Raw genomic sequence first — 24,988 nt, forward strand, 5'->3', positions numbered from 1 at the left:
GGTCGTCGGATGCGGTTCGGCGGTGGTTGCCGGGCCGCCGGCGTCGGCCGGATGCAATGTCGGAGGCCATGCGTAGGTTGATCCGCAGGCGGGAGACGCTCGCCGTGGAGGGTGTGTGTCATGACCTGGAAGATCGAACTCATCTTCATGCCGGTGACCGATGTCGACCGCTCGAAGGACTTCTATACCAAGATCGGCTTCAACCCCGACCACGACCACAGGGTGAGCGATGAGCTGCGCTTCGTGCAGATGACTCCTCCGGGGTCCGCCTGCTCGATCGCCTTCGGCACGGGGCTCGACATCCCGCTCGAGCCGGGACAGCAGAAGACGATCCAGGTGGTGGTGCCGAACGCCGACGAGGCGAAGGCGCAGCTGGAGGCGGTCGGGGTCGCGACCAAGGGCGTCGAAGACCTGGGCTGGGGTCGATTCGTGTGGTTCGACGACCCCGACGGCAACACCTGGACTCTGCAGGAGCTGCCCGACTACGCGGCAGCGAACCAGCAGGCCTGATTCGTCGCGAGCGGTGCGGTCGGCTCAGCTCGGCCACATCGCTCGCGACCTGTCAGGAGTTCACGCGGATGATCTCCTGCTGGTACGGGGCGATCACATCTCCCGAGATGCGCAGATCGAGCAGCAGGAATCGACGCGACGCGGCATCCTCACGCGCCCACTCGCCGAGCCTGTCGAGATCGGCCAGGGTGCGCACAACCACGCCCTCGGCACCCACAGCCGCGCCGAACGCGGCGAAATCGACCTCGGGGATGCGCATCGGCCCCTCGGCGAGACCCTTCAGCCCGTAGAGGTTGACCTCGGCGCCGTAGGCGGCGTCGTTCCAGATCACGGCGATGCCGCGGCCGGCCGCGGCCCGGACGGCCGATTCGAGGTCGGAGATCGCCATGAGCCCTCCGCCATCGCCGCTCGTCAGCACGATGGTCGAGTCGCGGCGGGCGAGCGCGGCGCCGACGACACTCGGCCACCCCTGGCCGATCGACTGGAAGGCCGTTCCCACCATCATCATGCGATCGGGAGCCGCGACCGGCCAGTACATGTTCGCCCAGCCGATGAAGTGCCCGCCGTCGGAGACGACCACACGGTCCTGCGGCAACAGCTCCGCGATCCGTCGCGCCGCGGAGCGCGGGTCGAGGCGGCCGTCGGCAGCGAGTTCGTCGCCGTGCGCGTAGGTGCGCGCCGCGGCCACGTCGACGGTCTCCCGCCATGGCGCTTCGACAGGCTCAGCGATCCAGCGAACGGAGCCGTCGTTGCTGTGGGTCCCTGAGCTTGTCGAAGGGTCCCGGTCGCGCAGCCGCTTCACGAGCTGCTCCGCCGCCACTCGTGCGTCCGCCCGGACGAAGCCGCCCACGTGCGGATGCGTGGCGGTCGGTGCGATGTCGATCTGGAACACGCGGGTGCCCGGTGCGAACAGCTCCCCGAAGCGCATCGTGAACTGGTTCAGCGAGGCGCCGAACACGACAGCCACATCGGCCGAGCGGATCAGCTCCATCGCGCCGTCGGCGCCGAAGCCGCCCGTCACGCCGAGGTCGTACTGCGTGTCGGGGAACACGCCCCGGCCCAGGGCAGAGGAGGCGGTGAGCGCGCCGGTCAGGGCGGCCAGTTCGCCGAGAGCCGATCCTGCATCGGCGAGCCAGGCCCCGCGTCCGGCCAGCAGGAACGGCCGCGTGGCAGCTCGCAGCGCCTGCGCGATCTCATTCAGCATCCCCTCGGCGTATTCGCCGCGGGGCGCGAGCGGCGCGGGAATCCGAGGCGAGGGCGCAGGCGGCACCTCGCCGGCCTCGAGGGCTGCCACGTCGTAGGGGATCGCCAGCACGACCGGCACCCGGTAGGTCAGGGCGTGCTCGATCGCGATGACGGTCGTGGCCGCGGCATCCGCTCGCCCCACGGTGTACGTGCGGGCGCCGACGGCTGATGCGAGGGCGATCTGGTCGACGTCCCACGGGCGCGGCCCCGACGTCGGCTCGTCGCCGACCACGAGCACCAGCGGCACGTGCGCCTGCACGGCCTCTGCGAGCGCCGTCAGAGTGTTCGTGAAGCCAGCGCCGTATGTCGAGGTGCCGGCCGCGATACGCCCGGAGGCGCGGAAATGCGCGTCGGCGGCGACCACGGCTCCCTGCTCGTGGCGGACCGCCGTGAAGACGGCATCCGTCTGCTTCTCGAGTGCGTCGAGGAAGTACGCGTTCCCGTTGCCCATCACGCCGAAGACGGCGTCGATGTGCTGAGCGAGCGTGAGGGCGACGTGTGCGGAGACCGTGGGCATGCGAAGGCCTTTCGAGACAGGGACGGAGAGAGCGCTTATTCCGTATGTGTCTCGCCCGCGCGACCGTGCGAGGGGCTTCGTGCCTCTTTTTCAGGCACCGGCCTGTGCAGACCGGACCACAGAATCGTACCGCGGCGACACCCCGTCGCGGGTCCGTCGCGAGGCCGTAACACCCGCGAAACCGCGACACGGAATCATGCGGACATGGAGCCCCTGTTCAACGGATACACCTCACGTCGAGTCACGGGGCGATCGGCGGCCCGCCCCTGGGACGAGATGTTCCGTACACCGACCCCGGACGCGGCTGACGTTCGCACGCCGTACCGCGACCTGTTCCCGGCGCTCGCGGGCATCGACGGCGCCGAGCTCCGGGCCCGCACCGATGCACTGGCCAGCTCGTACTTGGCACAGGGGGTGACCTTCGATTTCGCGGGAGAGGAGCGGCCGTTCCCGCTCGACGTGGTTCCGCGTGTGATCGCCGCCGACGACTGGCTGTACGTCGAGTCGGGAGTGAAGCAGAGGGTCAGGGCGCTGGAGGCGTTCCTCTCCGATGTGTACGGTCCGCAGCTCGCGGTGCTCGACGGGATCATCCCGGCCTCCCTGATCAGCTCGTCGTCGCACTTCCACCGGCAGGCAGCCGGAATCGTCGGGGCGAACGGCGTGCGCATCCACGTCGCCGGCATCGACGTCATCCGCGATGAGCGCGGCGACTGGCGCGTGCTCGAGGACAACGTGCGTGTGCCCAGCGGCGTCAGCTACGTGCTGGCCAACCGCCGGGTCATGGCGCAGACCCTGCCTGAGCTGTTCACGAGCCTGCGCGTGCGGCCTGTCGTCGACTATCCGGGTCGGCTTCTGCAGGCGCTGCGCGCCGCCGCGCCCGATGGAGTCGACGACCCGAACATCGTCGTGCTGACGCCGGGCGTGCACAACTCCGCCTACTACGAGCACACCCTTCTCGCCCGCATGATGGGCGTCGAGCTGGTCGAAGGTCGAGACCTGTTCTGCTCCGGCGGGCGGGTCTGGATGCACACGACGGCAGGACCCACGAGGGTCGATGTGATCTACCGTCGGGTCGACGACGAGTTCCTCGATCCGCAGCACTTCCGCCCCGACTCCGTGCTCGGAGCCCCCGGGCTCATGCTCGCGGCGCGCCTGGGCAACGTCACGATCGCGAACGCGGTCGGCAACGGCGTGGCCGACGACAAGCTCGTCTACACATACGTGCCCGAGCTCATCCGCTACTACCTGGGCGAGGAGCCGATCCTGCCGAACGTCGACACCTGGCGGCTGGAGGAGCCGGCCGCGCTCGAAGAGGTGCTCGACCGGCTCGATGAACTCGTGATCAAGCCTGTGGACGGCTCTGGTGGCAAGGGCCTCGTGGTCGGCCCCGACGCCTCGCCGGAGACGCTTGAGACGCTGCGTCGAACTCTGCTGGCCGATCCCCGCGGCTGGATCGCCCAGCCTGTCGTGCAGCTGTCGACGATCCCCACTCTCGTGGAAGACGGGTTCCGCCCGCGTCACGTCGACCTCCGACCCTTCGCCGTGAACGACGGTCAGGACATCTGGGTGCTGCCGGGCGGACTGACGAGGGTCGCGCTCCCGGAGGGCCAGTTGGTGGTGAACTCCAGCCAGGGCGGCGGCTCCAAGGACACCTGGGTGCTCGACCCCTCGCTGTTCACGGGGCCGGCGAGCGTGATCACGGGTGAGGAGGCGCCGGCCGCCGACGAAGTCTCGCTCGCCACGGGCGCGATCGCCGTCGTCGCCCCGCCCAGGGAGGAGCCTCATCCGCCGTTCCTCTCCTCGCCCCAGGATGAGGATCTCGAGACACGCCATCACCAGCAACAGCAGCAACAGCAGCAGCAGGGAGGCACGGGATGCTGAGCCGCATCGCCGAGGCGTTGTTCTGGATCGGGCGCTACGTCGAGAGGGCGGACGGCACCGCCCGCATCCTCGATGTGCACCTGCAGCTCCTGCTCGAGGATCCGTGGGTCGACGAGGACACCGCGTGCCGCGCGCTGCTGTCGGTCATGGGAACCGCGGCGGAATCGGATGCCGCCCTGGGACGCGACGACGTCGTGCGCCTTCTCGCACTCGACCGTGAGCACAGCGCGTCGATCGCGCACTCGATCGCTGCCGCCCGTGAGAACGCGCGGCGCGCCAGGGAGATCATCTCGACCGACCTGTGGGAGACACTCAACGAGTCGAATGCGCGGATGCCGCGGCGCATCCCCTCCGACAAGACGCATCCGTTCTTCCGCTGGGTGCGCGATCGCTCTGCGCTCGCGTTCGGTGTGGTGGACTCGTCGATGAGCCGAGACGAGGCATGGCAGTTCTTCGTGCTCGGACGCTCTATCGAGCGGGTGGACATGACGGCGCGGCTGCTCGCGACGCGTTCGCTGACGGATGCCGCCGGCCCCAGCTGGACCACGCTGCTGCGCAGCTGCGGAGCGTACGAGGCGCACCTGCGCAGCCACCGTGCGATGCCGTCCGCGGCATCCGCCGTCGAGTTCCTGCTCGTCGACCGGCTGTTCCCGCGTTCGGTGCTCTCGAGCATCCTTCAGGCCGAGGAGTGCCTGCGCGGCATCGATCCCGCGAGCGCCTTCGGTGCGCCTGATCGCGCGCACCGGGTGCTGGGGCGCATGCGCTCCGAGCTGGAGTACCGGCCGATCGGCGACATCGTGCGAGGCCTGTCGGAGAGCATGGAAGAGGTGCAGGTGGGCATGTCGATGGCGAGCGATGCGATCCGCGAGCGGTACTTCCCGTCGATCGCGATGCCGGTGTGGATCGGAGAGGCGCTGTGAGCCGGCTGCGGATCGTGCACCGCACCGGATTCCGGTACGAGCGGCCGGCGACCGCGTCGTACAACGAGGCGCGGATGCTTCCGCACTCGCGGGAGGGGCAGTTCGTGCTGCAGGCGGCGCTGGAGATCACGCCGCAGGCGACCCAGCACTCCTACGCCGACTTCTGGGAGACGAGGGTGTCGACCTTCGAGGTGCTCACGCCGCACGAGATGCTCTCGGTCACGGCGACGAGCGTCGTGGACGTGCGTCCGGAGCCGCAGAACACGACCTCGATCGACTGGGACGAGCTCGCCGCGAGGATCCCGCTGTCGCTGACGCTGGCCGAGTCGGTCGCGCAGACGCCGGCGACCGCTCCGGACGAGGAGATGCTGGAGCTCGCGCTGCGGATCGAGGCCGAGGGCGGCGATGTCGACGACACCGCCTTCGAGATCTGCCGCGTGGTCGGCGAGGCCATGGAATACCGACGCGGCGTGACCGGCGTCACCTCCACGGCCAGGGACGCGTGGCCTGCACGGTCGGGCGTCTGCCAGGACATCGCGCATGTCGCGCTCGGAGTGCTCCGGGCCGCAGGCATCCCGGCTCGCTACGTGTCGGGATACCTGCACCCCGACCCGACGGCGGCGATCGGCCAGCCGGTCATCGGCGAGTCGCACGCGTGGGTCGAGTGGTACTCGGGGGAGTGGCGAGGGTACGACCCGACGAACCTGACGGAGATCGGGGAGTCGCACGTGTACGTCGGCCACGGTCGAGACTACGGCGACGTCGCGCCGCTGCGCGGCGTGTACGCCGGCCCGAGCGCCTCGGAGCTCTTCGTCGAGGTCGAGATCACCCGCCTCGACTGACCGGCGAAGCGACGGCGAAGCGACGCTCTTCGATGCACGAGAATGGGACGATGACGGATGCATCGAACGAGCGCGAGACGCTCACGTGGGACGGCTTCGGAACGGCGACGAGAGATCTCGCGCGCAGCATCCTGAGCTCCGGCTTCGAGCCCGAGGTCGTCGTGGCGATCGCCCGGGGCGGTCTGCTGCCTGCCGGCGCGATCGCGTATGGACTCGGCGCCAAGAACTGCGGCGCGATCAACGTCGAGTTCTACACGGGCATCGGCACCGTGCTCGATGCGCCCGAGGTGCTGCCTCCTGAGCTCGACATGGCATACCTCGACGGTCGCCGGGTGCTGCTCGTCGACGATGTCGCCGACTCGGGCAAGACTCTCGCGCTGGCCGTGCAGCTCCTGAAGGACAAGGGCGCCGATGTGCGCTCGGTCACGATCTACACGAAGCCCACGACGATCATCCAGCCCGACTACGCCTGGAAGGACACGGACCTCTGGATCAACTTCCCGTGGTCGTTCCAGGGCACCGTGCGCGAAGAAGACCTGGGGCTGCCTCCGACGGCCTGACGCGCGGGTTCGCGGCGGCATCCCTTCGCCGTCACGTGCGAAAAGTCGGACTTTCGACGCGACACGCGGCTGCGTGCGGTCCTGGCGCGGCGTGTCGTCGCGACACTCCGACTTTTCGCACGCGTGGCGGCACCACGCGTGGCCGGCACTCGCGCGCGCCTCACGTGCGCAGCAGCGCGCGCAGCGACTGGATCGTGTCGGCATCCGCCAGCGTCTTGTCTGGCCGATAGCCCTTGACGCGGGCGAAGCGCAGGGCGATGCCGCCCGGGTAGCGGGGGGAGCGCTGCACGCCGTCGATCGCGATCTCGACGACCAGCTCCGGGCGCAGGAAGACGGCGGATGCGGTGCGCCGCTCCTCGTGCTCGGGGAACGTCTCGGTCTGCCAGCGCAGCAGCTCGTCGGTCAGACCCTTGAACGTCTTGCCGACCATCACGAAGCCGCCCGGTTCACCGAACTCCCCGTCGGGGTCGCGGGCGCCGAGATGCAGATTCGACAGCCAGCCACGTCGGCGCCCCGACCCCCACTCGGCTGCGAGCACGACCAGGTCGTAGGTGAGCACCGGCTTGACCTTGATCCAGGACTTTCCGCGCCGCCCCGCCGTGTACGGCGAGTCGATCGCCTTCACGAGCACGCCTTCGTGGCCCGCAGCGAGGCCCTCGCGCGACAGCTGCTCCGCGGCATCCGCGTCGCGGGTGACGATGCCCGGCATGCGCCATTCGCCCGCGACGCGCTCGAGCTCGCCGAGGCGTACCGAGAGCGGCTCATCGATGAGGTCGCGACCGTCGACGTGCAGCAGATCGAAGAACCAGGGGCGCAACGCCACCTCGCGGGCGACGTCGGCGCCGAAGCGCGACATGGTCTCCTGGAAGGGGCGCGGACCGCCGTCTTCGTCGAGTGACAGCGTCTCGCCGTCGAGGATGAGGTCGGTCGCGGGGAGCGCGCGCACGATGTCGACGATCTCCGGCACACGGCGTGTGACGTCGGCGAGGCTGCGCGTGTACACGCCGACCTCGTCGCCGTGGCGGTGCACCTGGATGCGGGCGCCGTCGAGCTTGTACTCGACCGACGCTTCGCCGGTCATCTCCAGTGCGGCCGTGGGACTGGCGGCGGTCGAGGCGAGCATGGGCTGCACAGGTCGGCCGACGCGCAGCCCCACCTCGTCCAGATCCTCCGCGGTGCCGGTGAGCGCGAGCAGCGCGGTCTCGCCCAGGTCGCCGGAGAGCATCGCGGCCCGCCGCACGGATGCGCTCGGGCGGTCGGCCGCCTTCGCGATCGCGTCGAGCAGCACGCCGGAGAGCGCACCGGTGCGTAGCTCGCCGAGCAGCGCGCGGACGAGGAAGTCCCATTCGTCGGCGGTCGCGCGCGCGGCGAGACGGCCGAGGGTGCTGCTGCGAGCGGCCGCGGAGCCGGAACCCGACACAGCAGCCAGTTCGTCGAGCGAGCCGTCGATGTCGGCGAGGGTGAGCTCGGATGTGGTGGCGTGCGACACTTCGAGGGAGGTGAGGCCGCGCCAGCCCACTCCGAGACGGCCCTGCCGCGGGCTCGCGAGCAGCAGCCCCGTGAGGGGGAGGATCTCCTCGGGCCGGGCCTCGCGCAGCAGCGCCGCGAGCGCGTCGATCTTCGCGAGTCGCGACGACGTGGCCGCGACCTTCTCGGCCGTGGCCACCACCTCGGAGAACATCATGCGGGCATTCTCGCACCGGCATCCGACATGCACGACGGGCTTGCGTCGCACGCACCGCTCACTCAGCCGTCGGAGACCGCAAGCTCATCCAGGTGGCGTGCGAGCATGCGCAGCATCTGCGCGGATGCCTGGGCGTCGCCGCTCCACAGCAGGTGCATCGCGATTCCGTCGAGCACGGCCCGCAGCCGTTGTGCCTCGTAGGGGGCGTCCCGCCCGCGGTCGAGTCGTCCGCTGTGCGCGAGGATCTCGATGGCCGCGAGGCATGCACGGTCGATGCCGGTGCTGAGCCTGCTGGCAGCCGGGCGAAGGCTCGGGTCGGTCAGCGAGAGAACCCCCAGCTGGATCTGCGCGACGAGCTCGGCGCGTCGCTCGTCGTCGAGCGGCAGCAGCTGAGCCAGAAGCTCGTCGACCAACTCACGTCCGTCGACGTCGAGGGCGGCGATCCTCGCCGAGACGCGCTCCTCGATCAGCTCCAGACAGTACTGCCGCAGCGCATGCTGCGTGGGGAATGCGCGTCGCAGGGATGCTGCGGCGATCTCCGCTTCGGCGGCGACCCCGCGCACCGAGAGCGCCGCGAGACCGTCGCGGGCGAGCACGCGCAGAGCTGCGGCCGCGATCTGCTCGGTGCGCGCCTCCGCATCGATTCTCCGGGGCATGGCGTTCAGCGCGCCGTGACGGTAGACGAGGATGCCGGCCGCTTCGGCCAGATGGTGTAGCTCAGCGCCCAGACAAAGTCGATCGCGAAGATGATCCCGAGCACCGCGAAGAAGTCGGAGAGCGCCGCGGTGCGCTCGGCGTCGCCGACCAGCAGGATGATGGCCCCGAGGATGGCGGCGGCGATGGCTACTGCGAGGCCGGTGAGGAGCGCGTCCATCCAGCATTTGAGTGTGTAGCGCGCGCCGGTGAGGCGCTCGGGCGCGGGGCCCCCGGTGAACCGCTGCTGGAAGCGCACGTCCGCCCACGAGACCATGCGCCTGCCGTACGCGACAGAGATGCCGATGTAGATCGCCGCCAGTCCGTGGTGCCACGAGGCGGTGCCTCCGCCGAGCAGGTCGATCGCGACCAGCGCGAGAAGGACGATGTCGATCACGGGGGCGAGGATCAACAGGGCGGCGCCCAGACGGGGCCGCCGAAGGAGATATCTCGCAGAGAGTCCGGCGATGATCGCCACCCAGAAGGCGACCTCGCAGACCACGATCGCGACCAGGATCATGCCGGCGTCCTTTCGTTCCGATTTTATTAGTACGAGTGTACTCACAAAATCGTCACGTCGACGCTGCCGGCCGAGCGCAGCCGAGAGCGGATGCCGCGATTCAGCGTCCCTGGAACTTCGGCCGTCGCTTCGCCTGGAACGCGGCGAACCCCTCCCTGTAGTCCGAGGTGTCGCAGAGCGCTGCCTGCGCCGCGTTCTCGATCGCGACCGAGTCCCACAGCGCGAGCCGCTCGTCGCGGATACGCGCGATCAGCTGCTTGCTCGCGAGGAACGCCGCAGTGGCGCCACGGGCGGCGGTGGCGGCGGCATCCGTCACCGCCTGCACCACCTCGTCGTCGGGGAACACCCGCGAGAACAGACCAGACTCGACGGCCTCACTGCCGCTCATCAGTCGCCCCGTGTAGATGAGGTCGAGCGTCTTGTGGGCTCCGAGCCGGTCGAGGAACAGTGCGTGCCCGCCGGAGTCGAGCGTCGCGCCGAGAGCGGCGAACGGAGACCCGATCTTCGCGGACTCGGCCACGTAGACGACATCAGTGGCGATGAGCAGGCCCAGGCCCACCCCGAGGCATGCGCCGTGAGCGACGGCGAAAGTGGGGGCCGGAAACGTCGACATGCGCCGCAGCAGCGGGGTGACGAGACCGCCGAGATAGCCGATCACGTCGTCGTCGCGGGGATCCACCCCGGAGATGTCGCGGCCTGCGCAGAAGGCCCGCCCCTCACCGCGCAGCACGAGCGCGCGAACCCCGGCCGCCTCGGCCGCGTCGTACACCGATCCGAGGTCATGCAGAGCCTGCTCGTCGAGGGAGTTCAGCTTCGACGGCGCATTCAGGGCGATCGTGGCGACGTCGTCGGCGATGGTGAGATCGATCATCGGATGCTCCTCAGACGTCGTAGTCGACCACGAGGCGGTCGCTGGTCGGGTGGGACTGGCAGGTGAGCACGAAGCCGCGAGAGATCTCGTCGGGTTCGAGCGCGTAGTTCTCGGTCATCGTGACGCTGCCCTCGATCACCCGGGCGCGGCAGGTGCCGCAGACGCCTCCTGCGCACGCGAACGGGGCGTCGGGTCGCACACGCAGTGCGGCGTTCAGCACCGACTCGTGCGCGTCGACCGGGCTCTGCACGGTGGACGACACGCCGTCGAGCGTCACCTCGATCTGCACGGTCTTCTCGCCCTCGCGAACCTCGACCGGTCGCGCAGCGCGCAGCGGCTCCTCACCGGTCGTGAACAGCTCGAACCGGATGCGGTCACGCTCGACACCGAGGCCGGCGAGCACCTCACGGCACAGGTCGACGAGCGCGAGCGGGCCGCACAGGAACCACTCGTCGACGTCGGCCGGGAGGATCAGGGTGCGGAAGATCAGCCGCAGCCTCTCCTCATCCAGCCTGCCGGACAGCACGGGGGCCGTGCGCTGCTCGCGAGACAGCACGTGGTGCAGGACGAGGCGCGTGGGGTAGCGGTCCTTCAGATCGGCGAGGTCCTCGAGGAACATGACGTCGAGCGTCGACCGGTTCGTGTAGAGCAGCGTGAACCGCGAGGTGTCCGAGCGGCTCAGCACGGTCTGCGCGAGCGACATGAGCGGGGTGATACCCGATCCCGCCGCGATGCCGACGACGTGGCGGTGGTCGAGATCGGCAAGGCCTGAGGTGAAGGTGCCCTGCGGGCTCATCACGTCGATCTCGAAGCCGGGCTTCAGCCCGGTCTGCGCCCAGGTCGAGAACAGGCCGCCTTCGTCGCGCTTCACAGCCACGCTGAGTCGTGTCGGCGTGCCGTCGTCGCGATGCTCCGGAGCACGGCACAGCGAGTAGGAGCGCCGCACCTCGACGCCGTCGAGGACCGTGCGCAGCGCCACGTACTGGCCGGGCAGATGGTCGTAGTCGTGAGCCAGCTCTGCGGGAACGGTGAAGGTCACCTCGACCGCATCGTCGGTCAGCGGCCGCACGTCCTCGACGGTCAGGGTGTGGAATCGAGCGCGCGTGCGCGCCGGCTGGGGGCGAGCGGATGCCGCAGGCGAGACCTGCGCGGATGCGAACAGCGACATCAGTGCACCTTGAAATGGTCGAAGGGCTCGAGGCAGGCGCGGCACTCGAACAGCGCCTTGCACGAGGTCGATCCGAAGCGCGAGACCTCGCGGGTGTCGAGAGAACCGCAACGCGGACAGCGCACGCTGATGGCGAGGCGGATGGGACCGCCCTTCGAGAGACTCGGGGACCCATGCGCTGCACGACCGGAGGGCGGGGCGATGCCGTACTCCTCGAGCTTGCGCTTGCCGGCATCCGACATCCAGTCCGTCGTCCACGCGGGCGAGAGCACGAGGCGCACGTCCACCTGCGCGAAGCCCGCGGCGGTGAGCGCGAGGATCACGTCGTCGCGGATCGCGTCCATCGCGGGGCAGCCGCTGTACGTGGGCGTGATGTCGACGTGCACGCGGTCGCCGTCGACCTCGACGGCCCGCAGCACGCCGAGGTCCTCGATCGTGAGAACGGGCACCTCGGGGTCGGGGACGGAGGCGGCGATCCGCCATGCCTCGTCGCGAGTGAGAACAGAGGTCACCATGTCGCCCCCGGATGCCGACGGGCCAGGACTTGCATCTCGGCGAGCAGATGACCGAACGGCGTGGAGTGCGAGCCGTGTCGCCCTCCGGCCGACGATGCCGCGACAGTCGGGATTGCGAGCTCGGCCTCGGTGAACACGGTGCTCACGACCGCGTCGAATCCGGCACGCAGGGCCGAGGGGCGCGCGGCGGCCCCGCCCAGGCGCTCGATCAGCTCGTCGTCGCGAAACAGCTCGTCGACGTACGGCCAGATGTCGGCGACCGCCCGGGTGATCCGCATGCGCGACTCATCCGTGCCGCCGGCGAGGCGCAGCATCCACTGCACCGCGTGGTCGCGGTGATAGTCGACCTCTTTGAGAGCCTTCTCCGCGATCGCGGCGAGCGTCGCGTCGGTGCTGGTTCGAAGCGCGGAGTACAGCTCGAACATGTAGCTCGAGACCACGAACTGCCGGGCGATCGTCTGTGCGAAGTCTCCGTTCGGCTGTTCGACGATCCAGGCGCTGCGGAACTCCGGCTCGTCGCGGAAGTAGGCGAGATCGTCTTCGGAGCGGCCGTCGTAGGAGCCCGCGTAGCGCAGGAGCGAGCGGGCATGCCCGAGCAGGTCGAGGGCGATGTTGGCGAGAGCGACGTCCTCTTCGAGCTCGGGCGCGCGCGAGATCCAGGCGCCGAGCTGCTGCGAGAGGATCAGGGCATCGTCACCGAGCCGCAGTGCGTACTCGGCGATGTCGGCGGATGCCGCGACCCCGCCGGCTCCGGTGAGCTCATCGCTGAGCTTCAGCTCGTCGACCGAGACGTCGCCGTGGGCAGAGACGTCGCGATCTGATCGCGGCGTTTCGTCTCGCTCCTTCGTCGCTCGCTCAACGACCGGGGGGTGGGCCGGAGATGCCCCGTTCACAGGTGCGGCACCCCCTCGGACGCTGTGTAGTACACGGCGTGCCTGTAGTTCTTGCCAGCGGGACTCTCGAAGTAGGCGCCCTTCGCGTCGGGGTCGCTCGTCGTGATCGCCTCGGCGGGCGCGACCCAGATCGAGACGCCCTCGCCCCGTCGGGTGTACAGGTCCCGAGCGTTCCGGATCGCCATCTCGGCATCCGGAGCATGGAGCGACCCGACATGCACGTGGCTCAGCCCGCGGTTCGCGCGGACGAAGACCTCCCAGAGAGGCCACGGCTCGCGCTCGACGGCGCCAGGGGTCGCCATCACGCCACCTTCCCCTCGGAGCGCGCGGCCTGCTTGCGCGCGTACTCCGCCGCCGCCTCGCGCACCCAGGCTCCGTCTTCGTGCGCGGTGCGGCGACGTTCGAGGCGCTCGGCGTTGCAGGGTCCGTTGCCGCGGAGCACCTCGAAGAACTCGTCCCAGTCGATCTCGCCCATGTCGTACTCGCCCTTGTCCTCGTTCCAGCGGAGGTCGGGGTCGGGGAGAGTCACGCCGAGGATCTCGGCCTGCGGCACCAGCATCCCGACGAAACGCTGACGCAGCTCGTCGTTGGAGAATCGCTTGATCTTCCACTTCATCGACTGGGCCGAGTTGGGGGACTGGTCATCCGGCGGGCCGAACATGGCAAGGCTCGGCCAGTACCAGCGGTTCACGGCATCCTGCGCCATCTGACGCTGCTCGTCCGTGCCACGCATCAGTGCGAGCAGGATCTCGAAGCCCTGCCGCTGGTGGAACGACTCCTCCTTGCAGACCCGCACCATCGCCCGCCCGTAGGGGCCGTAAGAGGCGCGGCACAGGGGCACCTGGTTGCAGATCGCGGCGCCGTCGACGAGCCACCCGATCGCCCCCATGTCGGCCCAGGTCGGCGTCGGGTAGTTGAAGATCGAGGAGTACTTCGCGCGACCGGTGATGAGCTGCTCCATCATCTCGTCGCGGGTGATCCCGAGCGTCTGGGCCGCGGAGTAGAGGTAGAGGCCGTGTCCGGCTTCGTCCTGCACCTTCGCCATGAGGATCGCCTTGCGCTTCAGGCTCGGGGCGCGGGTGATCCAGTTGCCCTCGGGCTGCATGCCGATGATCTCGGAGTGCGCGTGCTGGCTGATCTGGCGGATCAGGGTCTTGCGGTAGGCATCCGGCATCCAGTCGCGCGGTTCGATGCGCTGCTCGTTCGCGACGAGTTCGTCGAACAGGCGCTCCTCTTCGGAGAGCTCGCCGTCTACAAGGGAGAGGTCTGCGGGGGTGGTCATCGTCGACTCCTCAGCTTCGGTCGCCTTTACTGACCGTTCGTTAGGTAATTCTGGCATGACGAATCCCGCCGTGCAAGGCCCGGCCTCAGCGCGAGCGCGAGACCAGCTCGAGGAGCGCTCGGCCGTATGCCTCGGAGGGGTCGGGATGCTCGAACCGCAGCGTCTCCCCGGCGATCTCGACCACGACCTCGAACGTGTCGTCGAGGCGGCTCAGGCGGCGGAATGTGCCGCGGAGGAGTTCGCGCAGCTGATCCTCGCGGGGCAGCCACACCGCGTCGGCCAGGGTCACGGCGTCGAGCGCCCATTCGGTGGTGCCGTTGAACGCGAGGTCGGTGCCGCTGGGAGTCTGCCGGGCCTCGATCGTCATCTCGCTCACCGTGAACACGTCGGCCTCGGCTTCGAGCTCCACATCGTCGGGGAGATCGAGCTGGAACCGGTCACCCTCGGCCGGACGCCAGGACAGTCCGGCGTCACGCAGGGCGACGGCGAGTTCGCGGGTGATCATGCATCCACGCTAGACGACGGGCGACGTCATCGCCGGGTCAGCGAAGCGCGAACGTCTCCAGGACCCATCGTGTCCATCGTTGCGCCAGCGCTGCGCGCGCGCGGGCGCTCAGGTGCGGCATGGCGGCCGACAGGGGTCCGCCCGCCGCGAGTGCGCTGTCGTATGGGAGGCGCATCTGAACGGGCACGTCGTGAGAGGAGGATCTGCGTCGTCCGAACGCAGAGGTGATCACGGGCAAGGTGCGCGGCTCCGCTCCGAGGCCGAAGCGGGCAGTGACGTCGGTGACCCGCTCATGGAGGGCGTTCACCCCGTGGGTCGATTGAGCGCCGACCAGGACGAGGTAGCCGTTCGTGAGGGCGGAGGCGGCTTTGCGCTCGTCGTAGCGTCCCCCGTCGATGAGCTGGTGTGCGCTTGCCGGGGCAGGCGGGAGCGCGAGCCCGAATCGTCGGTCGAATGCTGCCGAGTCTTCTGCGATGACGGTGGGCAGGCGGACGCCATGGCTGATGAGGAGGTGCAGGCTGAGCGCGGCGAGCGTGGTGGTGCCGGTGCCGCCGCTCGCACCGAGGAAGGTCACGGTCGTCATCGTGTCTGCTCGGTTCTCCCGGGCATGTGGGCGACCTGGACGACGTGCGGGGACTCGCCGCGGCGGACGTAGCGGCCACGTCCTGGGGGGAAGCGTTCGGCGTGCACGCGGGGAAGGATCTGTCCCTCGCTGCGGTCGCCAGACAGGAGCAGGAGGGCCCCGCCGGTGTCTCGGATCCCCTGAAGGAACGGGCTGTACATTGCTCTCACGGATCCGGCCACCGGGCGGGACAGGATGATGTGGAAACGGGTGTCCCGGGCGGTGGGCAGGTGCGCGGCGAGGGCCGTGAGGTGTTCGATGCCGCCGGCGCTCATGATGTCGTGGTCGTCGACGATCAGGACGACGCGGGGTGCGACCGCGAGGGCGGCGGGGTCGAGGCTCGGGCGGCGGGAGAGCTCGGTGGCGATGGAGGATGCGAGCCCTGACGTTTGAGCGGTGGTGCGGGCGTGCGCCGCGAGATAGGCGTCGGGGATCGTCTCTCCGACATGCCCACGGGAGTCCACGATGGCGATGGCGAGTTCGTCCGGAGTGAACCGCTCGATGAGCCCAGCGACGATCATGCGGAGCGTGCTGGATTTGCCGCTGCGGGCGTCGCCGAACACGAGGAGGTGCTGGTCGGAGCGGGTGAACTCCCAGAACGCGGGTTCCATGGTGTCCTGCCGGAGGCCGAACGGGACGGAGTCCGGCTCGTCGACGGCCTCGGGGAGCTGGTCCGGGTCGAGGTCCTGCGGGAGCAGTCGGATGGGCGCCGCGGATGGGCCGGACCAGGAAGCGGCGACGCGGTGCCCGAGCGTCTCGACGGCGTCTCCGAGTTCGCCTTCGTCTGCGGCCTCCAGGACCGGAAGGGCGACCTGGCCGATGAGTCCGTTGTCGCTGAGGGCGCGGCCGGGAGCCGCAGCGCGGATGGTGCGTGCGAGGCTCCGGTCGACCTGGGAATCTCCGGCGTCGTTGAGACGCATCTCGATCTTGGTGCCGAACAGGGATTGATGAGCGATGCGCAGTTCGCTCCAGCGGGACAGGGCGACGACGATGTGGACCCCGTAGTTCGCTGCGCGCATCATGATCGCCGTGAACGCGGCATCCAAGTCATCGAACTCCTGACGCAGGGCGCCGTACCCGTTCACGAGGACGACGATCTCGGCAGACGCGAGCTGCGGGATCTGTCCTGCTGCGTGCCGGGACCGCAGCTGCGAGACCGAATCGATCCCGGTGTCCTTGAAGATCTGTTCGCGGGTGGTGAGCATCGCTTCGAGTTCTTCGATCAGGCGTCGCATCCGAGCGGGGTCGGAGCGGGTCGCGACGCCGCCGACGTGCGGGAACGGCTCCAGACGGCGCAGACCGCCACCGGCGAGGTCCATCCCATAGATGGCGACGTCCTTGGGCGTGCGAGTCAAAGCGAGGGAGACGGCGATGGTTCGCAGGAGCGTGCCGCGTCCCGATTGCGGGCTGCCGATGATGGCGAGGTGTCCGCCGCCGCGGGTGAGATCGAGGATCCACGGGGACTGCGTCTGATGCGCGGGGTCGTCGATCAGCCCGATGGGCAGCTCGAGATCCGTCGCGGCATCCTGCTCGCCGAGGATCTGTCCGAGGGCGAGTCGTTCCGGGAGCGGCGGCAACCACGCCGAGGTGACTGTGCGGTCGTCGGCTCGCAGGCGTGTCACGGCCTCGTCGATGAACAGTTCACCCATTTCCGGTGCGGAGAGCGCGGGGGCCGGGACCGGACCGTCATCCGTGTCTTGGGAGATGCCGTTGTACAGCGGGAGACGGAAGACCCGATTCCGCTCGCCGTCGGTGGTGACGGGCGCGGACCGGGCGGGTACCGGTCCGGAGACGAATCCAGCGCGGAACCGCTGGTACACCGATGTGTCGACTTTGAGGATGCCGTAGCCGGGGAGGGCTGGGAGGCGATACGCGTCGGTGGTGCCGAGGACGACGTGGGATTCGCTCTCGCTGAAGGTACGCAGACCCAGCCGGTACGACAGGTAGGTGTCGAGGCCGCGGAGCTTGCCGGCTTCGATGCGCTGGCTGGACAGGAGCAGGTGGATGCCGATGGAGCGTCCGATGCGTCCGATCTGCAGGAACAGGTCGATGAACTCCGGTTCGGCGGTCAGCAGCTCACCGAACTCGTCGATCACCATGAACAGATGCGGCATCGGATCGAGGTCGGGACGGGTCTTGCGCAGCTCCCGATAGTGGGTGATCGAGGGGGAGGAGTCGGCGTCTTTCAGCATCTGCTGGCGCCGGAGCACCTCGCCCTGCAGAGACGCACGTGCACGCGTGGTCAGCTGCGGGTCGGCGGCGAGGTTGTCGATGAGTCCTGCGACGTGGGGCAGGGACTGGAACGGGGAGAACGCTGCGCCGCCCTTGTAGTCGACGAGGAGGAGGCTGAGATCCTCGGGCGGGTGCACGAGAGCGAGGGACAGCAGAAGCGTGCGGAGCATCTCCGATTTGCCCGAACCGGTCGCGCCGACGCAGATCCCGTGCGGGCCCATGCCTTCCTGGGCGCTCTCCTTCAGGTCGAGGAACACGGGCCGCCCGTTGTCGTCGGTGCCGAACGGCACGCGCAGGAATGCGCTGGGGGAGCGGAGCGCCCACAGCGCGGTCGGGTCGATGTCGGCGACGTCGGTGATGCCGAGGAGACGGGTGATGTCCAGGGGATCCGTGGTGCCGCTGTCGGCGCGGGCGGCGACGTGGACGGTGCGGAACGCCGCCATCGACCGGGCGAGCGCGACCAGCGTGTCGCTGCGCGTGTCGTCGGGGATGAACGCCACCGGCACGGGGGCGGCAGAGGAGGCGCGATGGGTGACGATCGCATCGTTCTCTGCGATCGTGATGCGCACGTCGACATCGTCGGGTTCGTGCAGCCGGTCGGCGAGGAGGTGGACGACGGTGACGTTCAGGTCCTGCAGCCGCAGGTGCGGGTCGGGGCTGCTCAGGCGGGACGCCGCGCGTCCGTGATCATCGATGACGACGACCAGACGCGCCCGCTGGATCTCTCCGCTGCCACGGCGCTGGACTCCGGTGGCCGATGCAGCGCGCGCGGTCAGCTCGCCCGCGAGGACGTCGCCGAGAAGGGCGAGATCGGGGGCGACGCGACGCGCGGGCAGGGGGCCGTCGAACAGCGCTGTGTCCTGAACGTGGGGAAGCAGGTCGAAACCGGCCCAGTCGCCGGCGTGCTCCGGCGGATAGGCGGCGGCGAGGGCGAGGTCGTCGGGGGTGTGGGCGGTGGCGAGCTGGGCGATGAGGGATCGGATCGCGGACATGCCGCGGTCGCGCTCGGCGACGACGGACACGACCCAGGCGTCGTCGAGGTCGGCGGTGATCGGCATCTCGGGAACAGCATCGAGGGTGCGGGCGACGATCTCCGCTTCTCGTTGCAGGATCGGGTCAGCGGGTTCCAGAGGAGACTCCTGTGTCGCGATGCTGAGTGCGAACCAGGGGCGGGCGGCGAGGCCGATCCGGGCCGACAGGTGGTCGGCGTCGGTGCGGCGTCGTTCCCACCGGCGAGCGGGGTTCCGCATGATCTCGACCAGCCCCTCGGGGGCGGGGTGCACGGCGAGAGCGGCGGCACGGTCATGATCGCCGCGTTCGCGCAACTCCGCGCGGAGCCGCTCGAGGTAGTCGAGGTACAACTCGCGGCGGGTGCGGGCCTTGCGGGCGGCGCGGCCCCGCGACGACAGCGCGAATCCCAGCCCGCCGACGACGGCGACGACGAAGATCACGGCTGCGAGCACGAGGAACAGCGGCTGGCCGTTGCGGAGCACGACCATCATGATCACCGACGACAGGGCGCCGATCAGAGGCAGGAGGAACTGCAGGGGCATCGCTCCGCCCTGATCCTCCAAGGACGGCGGTGCGGGGATGAGCTCCGGGTCCGGCGGCGTCGGCGGGGCGGTGACGCGAGTGGGGCGGTGGAACAGGGCTTTCGTCACGCTGCGCTCCCGAGGTGCCGCGCGGGGGTGCCCATGCGGACGATCTCTGCACCCAGAACGGATGCTGCGAGTGCGCTCGCGCTGGACGGATGGGGGTGGCGGTCATACGGGAGCGTGACCTGGGGAATGGGTGAGGAGGCCAGCATCCGCTTCGTCGCCAGCGTGATCCGTCCGCGGAGTCCTGACGCGACGATCAGCGTCGGGGTCCCCGCGGCGATCAGCGCGGCGGCGACATCCACAGCCTGCTGCACCGCGAGGCGTTCCACTCCGGTCGTCAGACACAGCACATGGGAGTGTGCGGCGACCGCGGTCAGATCAGGCGCGCCGAGCACACCCCAGTCGGTGATCGTGATCTCCCTCTCGCGGTACTCGGGTTCGCACCGTTCACGCCAAGCGTCGACGCCGCCGGGCCACACAGGGGCGGGGATCGTCACCGGTCGAAGGACGGGGTCTGTGCTCGGAGCGGTGCGGCCCGTAGCATCGACGAAGAGGACACCGCGGTCACGACGGCCGGCGAGCATCGATGTCGCCGCCCGGGCGGCGGTCGTGCAGCCGGTGCCGCCGTGCAGGCACGCGAACCCCACACGGCGGATCACCGGCAGCGGTGAACGCAGCGTGCGTTCCGCGTCGATGCTGCGCCGGTGACGCTCGCCATCCCACAGTTGAGCGATCATCTGCAGCCGAGTCACGAGAACGTCCCCAGCAGGTCGCCGAACACGCCCATGATGCCGAGCAGCAGCGGAATCATCGCGATCACCGTCAGCGCTTCGAGCACACCGAGCAGGCGACGCAGGCGAGCCTGCGCAGCTGCAGACGGGCGCAGCACGGCGACGACCACGAGGAGTGCGCAGACGGCGGCTCCGATGCCGGCACGCATCGTCGAGTCCGCGGATCCGCTGAAGAGCGTGAGACCGAGCGGGACCAAAGCGGCGGCCAGCAGTGCGCCGCGGGCGATCGCGAGGGGGAACAAACGACTGCGGGTCAGGAGGAACAGGGCCAGCGCGGCGGCGAGGCCAGCCTGCCATCCGTCCCCCGCACCGAGCAGGGCGATGGAGACCGCCGCGGGGACGGCGAGGGCGAGCACCAGCGCCGTCTGGGCGGTGAACGCGATGTCGATGGCCTCGTCGATGTCTCCACGTCGCACCGGCGACCCGGACATGGCGGTGTCGTCGAGACGCCCGACGCCGGCGGCGGTGAGAGCGAGTGCGGGGACGAGGCCGAGACCGATCACCGCGACGATCCCGTACACGGCCGCGGCGACCATGACTGGCACCCCGACGGCGGCAGCGACGACGACCGCGGCGCCGAACGCGACGGCGACCGCCGCGCCGGGGACCACGCCGCGGCGTCGGGAACCCGCACCGATGATGACCCCGACGGCCGCCCACGCCAGCACCTCGCTGATGGCGACCGGGACGACCAGATCGCGGGCCACCGCGGGCAGGACGGCGGAGGCGCCGAGGATGCCGAGTGGCACCGTGAGTCCCAGGCTGAGACCGAGCAGCGCGTTGCGTCCCGCGATCACGCCGCGACGTGCGAGAAGCGCGGAGACTACGACCGCGCCGATGAACGTGACGAGCAGGCCGGTGAGACTGCCCGGTGTCGCGGCGAGGAGCAGGCCCGTGATCGCCGCCGTGACCGTGACGACGGCCGAGAGGGCGAGGGAGGTGAGTGCGGGGGTCCACCGATCGGCCCGGCGGCCGGCGGCGTCGCTCACGGCCTCCGTGACGTCGGCGACGTCCGGGGGTTGCGGGGCCTCGTCGTGGGTGACGAGTCGCAGGATCGAACCATGGTCGATCCCCTGAGCGGCGAGCGTCTCTCGAGAGCTCACGGGCTGCCCGAGCAGCGAGGTCAGGACGAGCGGCGAACCGTCGCCCACCGGCTCATCCAGGAGATCGATGATCTCCGGGAGGAGTTCGTCGAGGGTGTGGTCATCGGGGAGGACGAGATCTGCTTTCCGGCGGGTGCCGATCACAGTGACGCGCGTGTACTCCATCATTTGTTCCCGTCTGACTCGGAATCCACGACGTCGAGTGTGTCAGGGTCGATGGTCACCCCGGTGGCGGGGTCGGTGCGCAGGCCGGTCTCGGGGTCGACGAACCACCCGGTGCGGGGGTCGATGATCCGCCCTTGCGGGTCGGTGGCCCAGCCCGTGTCGGGATCGATCACGAATCCGGTGCGGGGGTCGATGAGCGTTCCCGTCGTCGTGTCGATCAGCAGGCCGCTGTCCTGATCTTCGGCCAATCTCTCACCGGGCTCCAACGGGCTCGCGGCGATCGCAGCACGGTAGGCGGCGACGGCTTTGTCCTCTCGCTGCGTCTGGAGGATGTTGAGGACGAAACCGGTGCCCAGGCATGCGGCGCACAGCACAGCGCCGAGGACGATGGATCCGGTGAGCCGACGGAGGTTGGAGTTGACGGTGCGGCGGTTGCGCTGCTCGCCGTGCACGAACGCGGCCGTCAGCCGTTCGCGGTGCGTGCGGGTCGACTCGAGGAGCGTCTGGTCGTAGTCGATCATGCGGCCTCCCCACTGCGCCGGCGTTGCTCGAACACGATACGGCGGGTTCCGAGAACGAGAGCTGTGCCCCACGGGATCGGCGTCGGCACATGCGGGGGCAGTTCCTCATCCGTGTCGAGCAGGGTGCCTCCGCTGGATCCCAGGTCGGTGACGACCACCCCGCTTTCGGCGATCTCGACCTGCAGGTGCGTACGTGAGATGGTGCGCGTGAGATCGGGAATCGCGATCAGTGCAACCGCCGGATCCTTGGTAGTGGGATTGCGGCCGATGATGGCTGTGTTCTGCACGAGATGGGTGGTGCCGTCGTCGATGAGCAGCCGCAGGTGCGTCCCTTCTGCTTCCCTGCGCCGCGGTTCCGGCAGCGGCTTCGCGAAGACGACCGGGTGAGCGCGCAACGCGAACGGGTCGCCGTCACCGCCCCGGCGCACCGTCGCAGTGCGCATCACGCGGAACGACGGCAACCCTGTGATCGTGTCGATGCTGCGCAGCCGCATGATCGAATGGCCTATGCCCCCGCCCAGGATTCCACGCCAGAGCACGAGACCGACCAGGGCGATGGCTGCTCCCACGGGGGCCGCCACGGCGGCGTTCTCTGGGGAGAGCAGCGCGGCGATGAGGGCGATGAAGAGGGTGGCCAGCACGTCGATGACGAGCGAGCCGACAGCGGCGGCACGCGGCGGTTCGACGATGGCAGAGGACACGTCGGTCATGGTACACAGCCGGACGTACACGTGGCGTCCGCGCCCACCAATGCGGGGGCGCCACGTAGAACCGCGTGGGTATACGTGGAAACACGTATATGGGTCACAGCGGAGGGCTGTTTCCGTGAGGGTGGTTTAGCCTTGGTGTGTTCTGAGTAGACAGGGGGGCGATATGAAGTTCGCTATGGAGGAGCAGACGCTGGTTCGGCTGGGGCAGAGGTCGCAGAGCGAGTCGGAGGATCTGACGGCGTTGGTGCGTGAGCTGATCGATGCGGCGGAGCCGCTCGAGGGCGTGTTCAATGGTGCGGCGAAGGCTCGTTTCAACGATTTCAAGGCCAATACGGATCAGATCACGAATGCGTTGAACAATGCGCTGTCGGGGATCGTCACGTCGATCTCGGGGCAGAACCTCGCGTTCGTGACGGCGGCGGAAGATGGTGCGGCCGCGCATAATGCGGCGCAGGGTGCTGCGGATTTCAGTGGTGAGGCCGTGCTGGCACGGATCTCGGGCCAGGCGTCGGCCTGAGCCTCGCACGCAACGACAGTACGGAGGGTTTGTCATGACCGGTAACCAGATCGACCGCAACGACTACAACGTCGGTGCGTCTCAGTCGGTGCAGTCCAATTTCGAGAACGTCGCGGCCCGTCTGGAGGCGGCGTTGCAGCGTCGTGATCAGGATGTCCGCGCGGCTCTCGCCGACTATCAGGCCGACGGTGTCTCTGAGGAGTACGGGGCACTCGAGCAGCAGTGGACGCAGGCGGGTGACCAGGTGCGTGGCGTGATCGCCGCGATCCGCGGTTCGCTCGAGCAGAACGACGACATCGCCCTGCGCGCCCTCGCCCAAGGCCGCGCCGCACTGCCCATCTGATGGCGACGGCCGTCCATCCCCTGGCTGATGAGTGGACGGATGAGTACGCGCTGTTCAAGGTCGAGCACGACCGTGTCGCGTACTCCCGACCGCTCTGGCATTTCCTCGCGGACTGCCGAGCCAGCGAGATCCGTCCGGTGCTGGTCACCGGACCGGGTGCCGTACTGAGTCCGCACCTGTATTCGGCGATGACGCAGAGCGGCGCGCACTGGGCGTTCACGGACGGCGGGCTCGTCTACGATGCACGCTCCGGTACCCGCATCCGCGCGATCTCCGACCTGTGGGCACCGCGGGACACGAGTGAACGCCATCCAGAAGTCAGCGCGACGTCGACGGCGGTGCCGGCGGTGCTGTTCGACGTCTATGCGGCCGACCGTGCATCTGACGACACCCGGGTGGGGCCGCTGGTCGACTTCCTCGTGGGCGGGCTCACCGGCGGAGCCCCCGCGCGATGGGGGCGTGACGAGCCGCTCACCTCAGGGTGGGATCACGTCGCGGTGACGAAGGACGCGCAGCGCAAGATGCCCGCGAGCGACGTGATGCTCGCCTCGTCCGAGACAGGAGCGTGGGCGTCCCTGGCGGTCGCTCGCACCCGCGACGGGATCTTGCAGCGCGTGCACGGCGGGGTGCCGCTGCCGACTCTCAGCGCCACTGCGCGGGCCGAGCTCCGCGACCGGGTGCTGCCGTTCATCACGTCCACGCTCACCGGACTCGCCACCCAGTTCACTCCTCGTGTCGCGTTGATCTCCGCCGGGATGCTGCACCAGGCCGGCGGACGGTTCGGATACCCGGTCGGCGGGTACCCGGTCGATGCGCCTCTTGCGGTCCTGATCGGCGCGAGGACGGTCCGCGACCTGCGCCTGGACATCCCGGCCCTCACTGCATCGCATGATGTGGTGGTCCTCGGCCCCGGTCGGGTACCGAGCGTCCTTGTGCGGATGACGGGCCGGGAAGGCTTGTGGACGCAATTGCGGGCGTTCGCGTACGACCTCGACCAGGAACGCCTCGCCGCGGCCTTGTCGAACGAGTTCCGTGGGGTGATCTGATGGCCACCGAACTCGTCGTCCTCAGCGACATCCCATTCACCGAGGAACTCGTACTCGCCACCGCGCTGCAGGTGATCCCAGACGGCGCGGGCCTGTCGTTCCGCGATGGTGAGATCACGCAGTTCCTCGACACGAACGCCGACCCGGTGCTGACCATGTTCAACACCACGGTCGTCCACGACCCCGCTGATGCGCGGGCGCTGCTGAAGGACCCGCCTGTGTCGTTCGCGTTGTGGACCGAATTCATCCTCCCGTTCACCGGCAGCACCGCCGGCCGGCCGCTGATCGATGCGCTGGCCCGGGCCGTGCAGGGAACCGTGCGGGAGAAGCTCTAGATGTGCGACCGGAAGGTGTGGGGGAAATGACGGAGTGGAAGATGGATCCGGCGCTGCTGTCGACAGCGCTGTCCGACACGACCACGGCATTCGAGTCGCTGTCGACCGTGATCACTGAGGAGAAGATCACCGCGATCTTCGGCGGTCTGACCTGGGGCGGCGGCGTCACGGCGTGCGTGTCGCAGGCGCTGAATGAGGTGCTCGCCGAGCAGCAGAGCATCAACATGGCCACGATCTCCAACCACGTCGCTGCGGGGATCTACGGCGTCGGGAACGCCGCCCGCGCCTTGCAGGAAGGCCAAGAAGAAATGGCCGCGACCTTCCAGGCCGAGATGGTCGGATCCGCCGGCGACGGTGACTTCACCTACTTCGAGCAGCACGGATACCAGGGGCAGTAGG

27 protein-coding genes are annotated in these 24,988 nt (G+C 69.2%); 10 read left to right on the forward strand and 17 right to left on the reverse strand.

The window, feature by feature from the left end; translation table 11 throughout:
- Positions 1–120: 120 nt before the first annotated feature.
- Positions 121–510: a VOC family protein gene (locus tag RS84_RS12305; protein WP_045258036.1), complete on the forward strand. Its 390-nt coding sequence runs from the start codon at positions 121–123 to the stop codon at positions 508–510.
- Positions 511–562: 52 nt separating this feature from the next.
- Here RS84_RS12305 and RS84_RS12310 read toward each other — a convergent pair whose 3' ends face one another.
- Entirely contained in the window at positions 563–2,272 is a 1,710-nt protein-coding gene (locus RS84_RS12310; protein ID WP_045258037.1) for a thiamine pyrophosphate-binding protein, read from the reverse strand.
- A gap of 204 nt (positions 2,273–2,476) precedes the next feature.
- On the opposite strand from RS84_RS12310, the gene RS84_RS12315 reads away from it, so the two are divergent.
- The 4 genes from RS84_RS12315 to RS84_RS12330 are packed head-to-tail and all read left to right on the forward strand — an operon-like array spanning position 2,477 to position 6,475.
- A complete protein-coding gene (locus RS84_RS12315) occupies positions 2,477–4,153 on the forward strand; it encodes a circularly permuted type 2 ATP-grasp protein (RefSeq protein WP_045258038.1) in 1,677 nt (558 codons plus the stop codon).
- A complete protein-coding gene (locus RS84_RS12320; protein ID WP_045258039.1) occupies positions 4,147–5,073 on the forward strand; it encodes an alpha-E domain-containing protein in 927 nt (308 codons plus the stop codon). The genes RS84_RS12315 and RS84_RS12320 overlap by 7 nt, the downstream gene beginning before the upstream one ends.
- Complete coding sequence (locus tag RS84_RS12325; protein ID WP_045258040.1) at positions 5,070–5,915, forward strand: transglutaminase family protein; 846 nt, start codon at positions 5,070–5,072, stop codon at positions 5,913–5,915. Before RS84_RS12320 ends, RS84_RS12325 begins: the two co-directional genes overlap by 4 nt.
- A gap of 50 nt (positions 5,916–5,965) precedes the next feature.
- A complete protein-coding gene (locus tag RS84_RS12330; RefSeq protein ID WP_045258041.1) occupies positions 5,966–6,475 on the forward strand; it encodes a phosphoribosyltransferase in 510 nt (169 codons plus the stop codon).
- Between the two features lie 160 nt (positions 6,476–6,635).
- Here the strand turns inward: RS84_RS12330 and RS84_RS12335 are convergent, their stop codons facing one another.
- The 16 genes from RS84_RS12335 to RS84_RS12410 form a co-directional block, all read right to left on the reverse strand.
- Entirely contained in the window at positions 6,636–8,159 is a 1,524-nt protein-coding gene (locus RS84_RS12335; RefSeq protein ID WP_045258042.1) for an ATP-dependent DNA ligase, read from the reverse strand.
- A gap of 62 nt (positions 8,160–8,221) precedes the next feature.
- A complete protein-coding gene (locus RS84_RS12340) occupies positions 8,222–8,815 on the reverse strand; it encodes a TetR/AcrR family transcriptional regulator (protein WP_045258043.1) in 594 nt (197 codons plus the stop codon).
- Positions 8,816–8,820: 5 nt separating this feature from the next.
- On the reverse strand, positions 8,821–9,372 hold the full coding sequence (locus tag RS84_RS12345) for a hypothetical protein (RefSeq protein WP_045258044.1): 552 nt from the start codon (positions 9,370–9,372) through the stop codon (positions 8,821–8,823).
- Between the two features lie 100 nt (positions 9,373–9,472).
- A complete protein-coding gene (locus RS84_RS12350; protein WP_045258045.1) occupies positions 9,473–10,243 on the reverse strand; it encodes an enoyl-CoA hydratase/isomerase family protein in 771 nt (256 codons plus the stop codon).
- Positions 10,244–10,253: 10 nt separating this feature from the next.
- Positions 10,254–11,411, reverse strand: coding sequence for a 1,2-phenylacetyl-CoA epoxidase subunit PaaE (gene paaE / locus RS84_RS12355; RefSeq protein WP_045258046.1), 1,158 nt, complete (start codon positions 11,409–11,411; stop codon positions 10,254–10,256).
- Positions 11,411–11,926: a 1,2-phenylacetyl-CoA epoxidase subunit PaaD gene (gene paaD / locus RS84_RS12360; protein WP_045258047.1), complete on the reverse strand. Its 516-nt coding sequence runs from the start codon at positions 11,924–11,926 to the stop codon at positions 11,411–11,413. The genes paaE and paaD overlap by 1 nt, the downstream gene beginning before the upstream one ends.
- Positions 11,920–12,702 carry a 1,2-phenylacetyl-CoA epoxidase subunit PaaC gene (gene paaC / locus RS84_RS12365; RefSeq protein WP_045258168.1) on the reverse strand — a complete coding sequence of 261 codons (783 nt, stop codon included), beginning with the start codon at positions 12,700–12,702 and terminating at the stop codon, positions 11,920–11,922. Before paaC ends, paaD begins: the two co-directional genes overlap by 7 nt.
- 113 nt (positions 12,703–12,815) lie before the next feature.
- Positions 12,816–13,121: a 1,2-phenylacetyl-CoA epoxidase subunit PaaB gene (gene paaB, locus RS84_RS12370; RefSeq protein ID WP_045258048.1), complete on the reverse strand. Its 306-nt coding sequence runs from the start codon at positions 13,119–13,121 to the stop codon at positions 12,816–12,818.
- Positions 13,121–14,101, reverse strand: coding sequence for a 1,2-phenylacetyl-CoA epoxidase subunit PaaA (paaA, locus tag RS84_RS12375; protein ID WP_045258049.1), 981 nt, complete (start codon positions 14,099–14,101; stop codon positions 13,121–13,123). The genes paaB and paaA overlap by 1 nt, the downstream gene beginning before the upstream one ends.
- A gap of 85 nt (positions 14,102–14,186) precedes the next feature.
- Positions 14,187–14,606 carry a hypothetical protein gene (locus RS84_RS12380; protein WP_045258050.1) on the reverse strand — a complete coding sequence of 140 codons (420 nt, stop codon included), beginning with the start codon at positions 14,604–14,606 and terminating at the stop codon, positions 14,187–14,189.
- A gap of 37 nt (positions 14,607–14,643) precedes the next feature.
- Positions 14,644–15,189, reverse strand: coding sequence for a hypothetical protein (locus RS84_RS12385; RefSeq protein ID WP_045258051.1), 546 nt, complete (start codon positions 15,187–15,189; stop codon positions 14,644–14,646).
- Positions 15,186–19,121, reverse strand: a complete 3,936-nt coding sequence (locus RS84_RS12390) for a type VII secretion protein EccC (protein ID WP_045258052.1) — start codon at positions 19,119–19,121, stop codon at positions 15,186–15,188. Before RS84_RS12390 ends, RS84_RS12385 begins: the two co-directional genes overlap by 4 nt.
- Positions 19,118–19,810, reverse strand: a complete 693-nt coding sequence (locus tag RS84_RS12395) for a hypothetical protein (protein ID WP_045258053.1) — start codon at positions 19,808–19,810, stop codon at positions 19,118–19,120. The genes RS84_RS12390 and RS84_RS12395 overlap by 4 nt, the downstream gene beginning before the upstream one ends.
- Entirely contained in the window at positions 19,807–21,117 is a 1,311-nt protein-coding gene (gene eccD / locus RS84_RS12400; RefSeq protein WP_045258054.1) for a type VII secretion integral membrane protein EccD, read from the reverse strand. Before eccD ends, RS84_RS12395 begins: the two co-directional genes overlap by 4 nt.
- Complete coding sequence (locus tag RS84_RS19350) at positions 21,117–21,638, reverse strand: hypothetical protein (protein WP_052676349.1); 522 nt, start codon at positions 21,636–21,638, stop codon at positions 21,117–21,119. Before RS84_RS19350 ends, eccD begins: the two co-directional genes overlap by 1 nt.
- Positions 21,635–22,339: an FHA domain-containing protein gene (locus RS84_RS12410; RefSeq protein ID WP_160298180.1), complete on the reverse strand. Its 705-nt coding sequence runs from the start codon at positions 22,337–22,339 to the stop codon at positions 21,635–21,637. The genes RS84_RS19350 and RS84_RS12410 overlap by 4 nt, the downstream gene beginning before the upstream one ends.
- A 184-nt stretch (positions 22,340–22,523) precedes the next feature.
- Here RS84_RS12410 and RS84_RS12415 point away from each other — a divergent pair, with 184 nt between their 5' ends.
- Genes RS84_RS12415 through RS84_RS12435 form a run of 5 tightly spaced genes read left to right on the forward strand, consistent with a single transcriptional unit; the run spans position 22,524 to position 24,987 of the window.
- Entirely contained in the window at positions 22,524–22,865 is a 342-nt protein-coding gene (locus tag RS84_RS12415; RefSeq protein WP_152641812.1) for a hypothetical protein, read from the forward strand.
- Positions 22,866–22,899: 34 nt separating this feature from the next.
- Complete coding sequence (locus RS84_RS12420) at positions 22,900–23,208, forward strand: pore-forming ESAT-6 family protein (protein ID WP_045258057.1); 309 nt, start codon at positions 22,900–22,902, stop codon at positions 23,206–23,208.
- The gene (locus RS84_RS12425; protein WP_045258058.1) at positions 23,208–24,254 is read left to right on the forward strand and encodes a DUF6177 family protein; all 1,047 of its coding nucleotides are present in this window, start codon (positions 23,208–23,210) and stop codon (positions 24,252–24,254) included. Before RS84_RS12420 ends, RS84_RS12425 begins: the two co-directional genes overlap by 1 nt.
- Positions 24,254–24,589 (forward strand): hypothetical protein, encoded by a 336-nt coding sequence (locus RS84_RS12430; RefSeq protein ID WP_045258059.1) that lies wholly within the window; start codon positions 24,254–24,256, stop codon positions 24,587–24,589. Before RS84_RS12425 ends, RS84_RS12430 begins: the two co-directional genes overlap by 1 nt.
- Before the next feature lie 26 nt (positions 24,590–24,615).
- Positions 24,616–24,987 carry a DUF6507 family protein gene (locus tag RS84_RS12435; protein ID WP_045258060.1) on the forward strand — a complete coding sequence of 124 codons (372 nt, stop codon included), beginning with the start codon at positions 24,616–24,618 and terminating at the stop codon, positions 24,985–24,987.
- Position 24,988: the final 1 nt, after the last annotated feature.

The sequence above is a fragment of the Microbacterium hydrocarbonoxydans genome (assembly GCF_000956475.1).
GTDB lineage: Bacteria > Actinomycetota > Actinomycetes > Actinomycetales > Microbacteriaceae > Microbacterium > Microbacterium hydrocarbonoxydans_A.

Bases quoted from the DNA above. Each gene is read 5' to 3' on its own strand.
- RS84_RS12335 (WP_045258042.1), bottom strand. From the start codon at position 8,159: ATGATGTTCTCCGAGGTGGTGGCCACGGCCGAGAAGGTCGCGGCCACG.
- RS84_RS12420 (WP_045258057.1), top strand. From the start codon at position 22,900: ATGACCGGTAACCAGATCGACCGCAACGACTACAACGTCGGTGCGTCT.
- RS84_RS12350 (WP_045258045.1), bottom strand. From the start codon at position 10,243: ATGATCGATCTCACCATCGCCGACGACGTCGCCACGATCGCCCTGAAT.
- eccD (WP_045258054.1), bottom strand. From the start codon at position 21,117: ATGGAGTACACGCGCGTCACTGTGATCGGCACCCGCCGGAAAGCAGAT.
- RS84_RS12430 (WP_045258059.1), top strand. From the start codon at position 24,254: ATGGCCACCGAACTCGTCGTCCTCAGCGACATCCCATTCACCGAGGAA.
- RS84_RS12380 (WP_045258050.1), bottom strand. From the start codon at position 14,606: ATGATCACCCGCGAACTCGCCGTCGCCCTGCGTGACGCCGGACTGTCC.
- RS84_RS12320 (WP_045258039.1), top strand. From the start codon at position 4,147: ATGCTGAGCCGCATCGCCGAGGCGTTGTTCTGGATCGGGCGCTACGTC.
- paaE (WP_045258046.1), bottom strand. From the start codon at position 11,411: ATGTCGCTGTTCGCATCCGCGCAGGTCTCGCCTGCGGCATCCGCTCGC.
- RS84_RS12315 (WP_045258038.1), top strand. From the start codon at position 2,477: ATGGAGCCCCTGTTCAACGGATACACCTCACGTCGAGTCACGGGGCGA.
- RS84_RS12340 (WP_045258043.1), bottom strand. From the start codon at position 8,815: ATGCCCCGGAGAATCGATGCGGAGGCGCGCACCGAGCAGATCGCGGCC.
- RS84_RS12435 (WP_045258060.1), top strand. From the start codon at position 24,616: ATGACGGAGTGGAAGATGGATCCGGCGCTGCTGTCGACAGCGCTGTCC.
- RS84_RS12345 (WP_045258044.1), bottom strand. From the start codon at position 9,372: ATGATCCTGGTCGCGATCGTGGTCTGCGAGGTCGCCTTCTGGGTGGCG.
- RS84_RS12310 (WP_045258037.1), bottom strand. From the start codon at position 2,272: ATGCCCACGGTCTCCGCACACGTCGCCCTCACGCTCGCTCAGCACATC.
- paaA (WP_045258049.1), bottom strand. From the start codon at position 14,101: ATGACCACCCCCGCAGACCTCTCCCTTGTAGACGGCGAGCTCTCCGAA.
- RS84_RS12385 (WP_045258051.1), bottom strand. From the start codon at position 15,189: ATGACGACCGTGACCTTCCTCGGTGCGAGCGGCGGCACCGGCACCACC.
- RS84_RS12415 (WP_152641812.1), top strand. From the start codon at position 22,524: ATGGAGGAGCAGACGCTGGTTCGGCTGGGGCAGAGGTCGCAGAGCGAG.
- RS84_RS12330 (WP_045258041.1), top strand. From the start codon at position 5,966: ATGACGGATGCATCGAACGAGCGCGAGACGCTCACGTGGGACGGCTTC.
- RS84_RS19350 (WP_052676349.1), bottom strand. From the start codon at position 21,638: ATGATCGACTACGACCAGACGCTCCTCGAGTCGACCCGCACGCACCGC.
- RS84_RS12425 (WP_045258058.1), top strand. From the start codon at position 23,208: ATGGCGACGGCCGTCCATCCCCTGGCTGATGAGTGGACGGATGAGTAC.
- RS84_RS12305 (WP_045258036.1), top strand. From the start codon at position 121: ATGACCTGGAAGATCGAACTCATCTTCATGCCGGTGACCGATGTCGAC.
- paaB (WP_045258048.1), bottom strand. From the start codon at position 13,121: ATGGCGACCCCTGGCGCCGTCGAGCGCGAGCCGTGGCCTCTCTGGGAG.
- paaD (WP_045258047.1), bottom strand. From the start codon at position 11,926: ATGGTGACCTCTGTTCTCACTCGCGACGAGGCATGGCGGATCGCCGCC.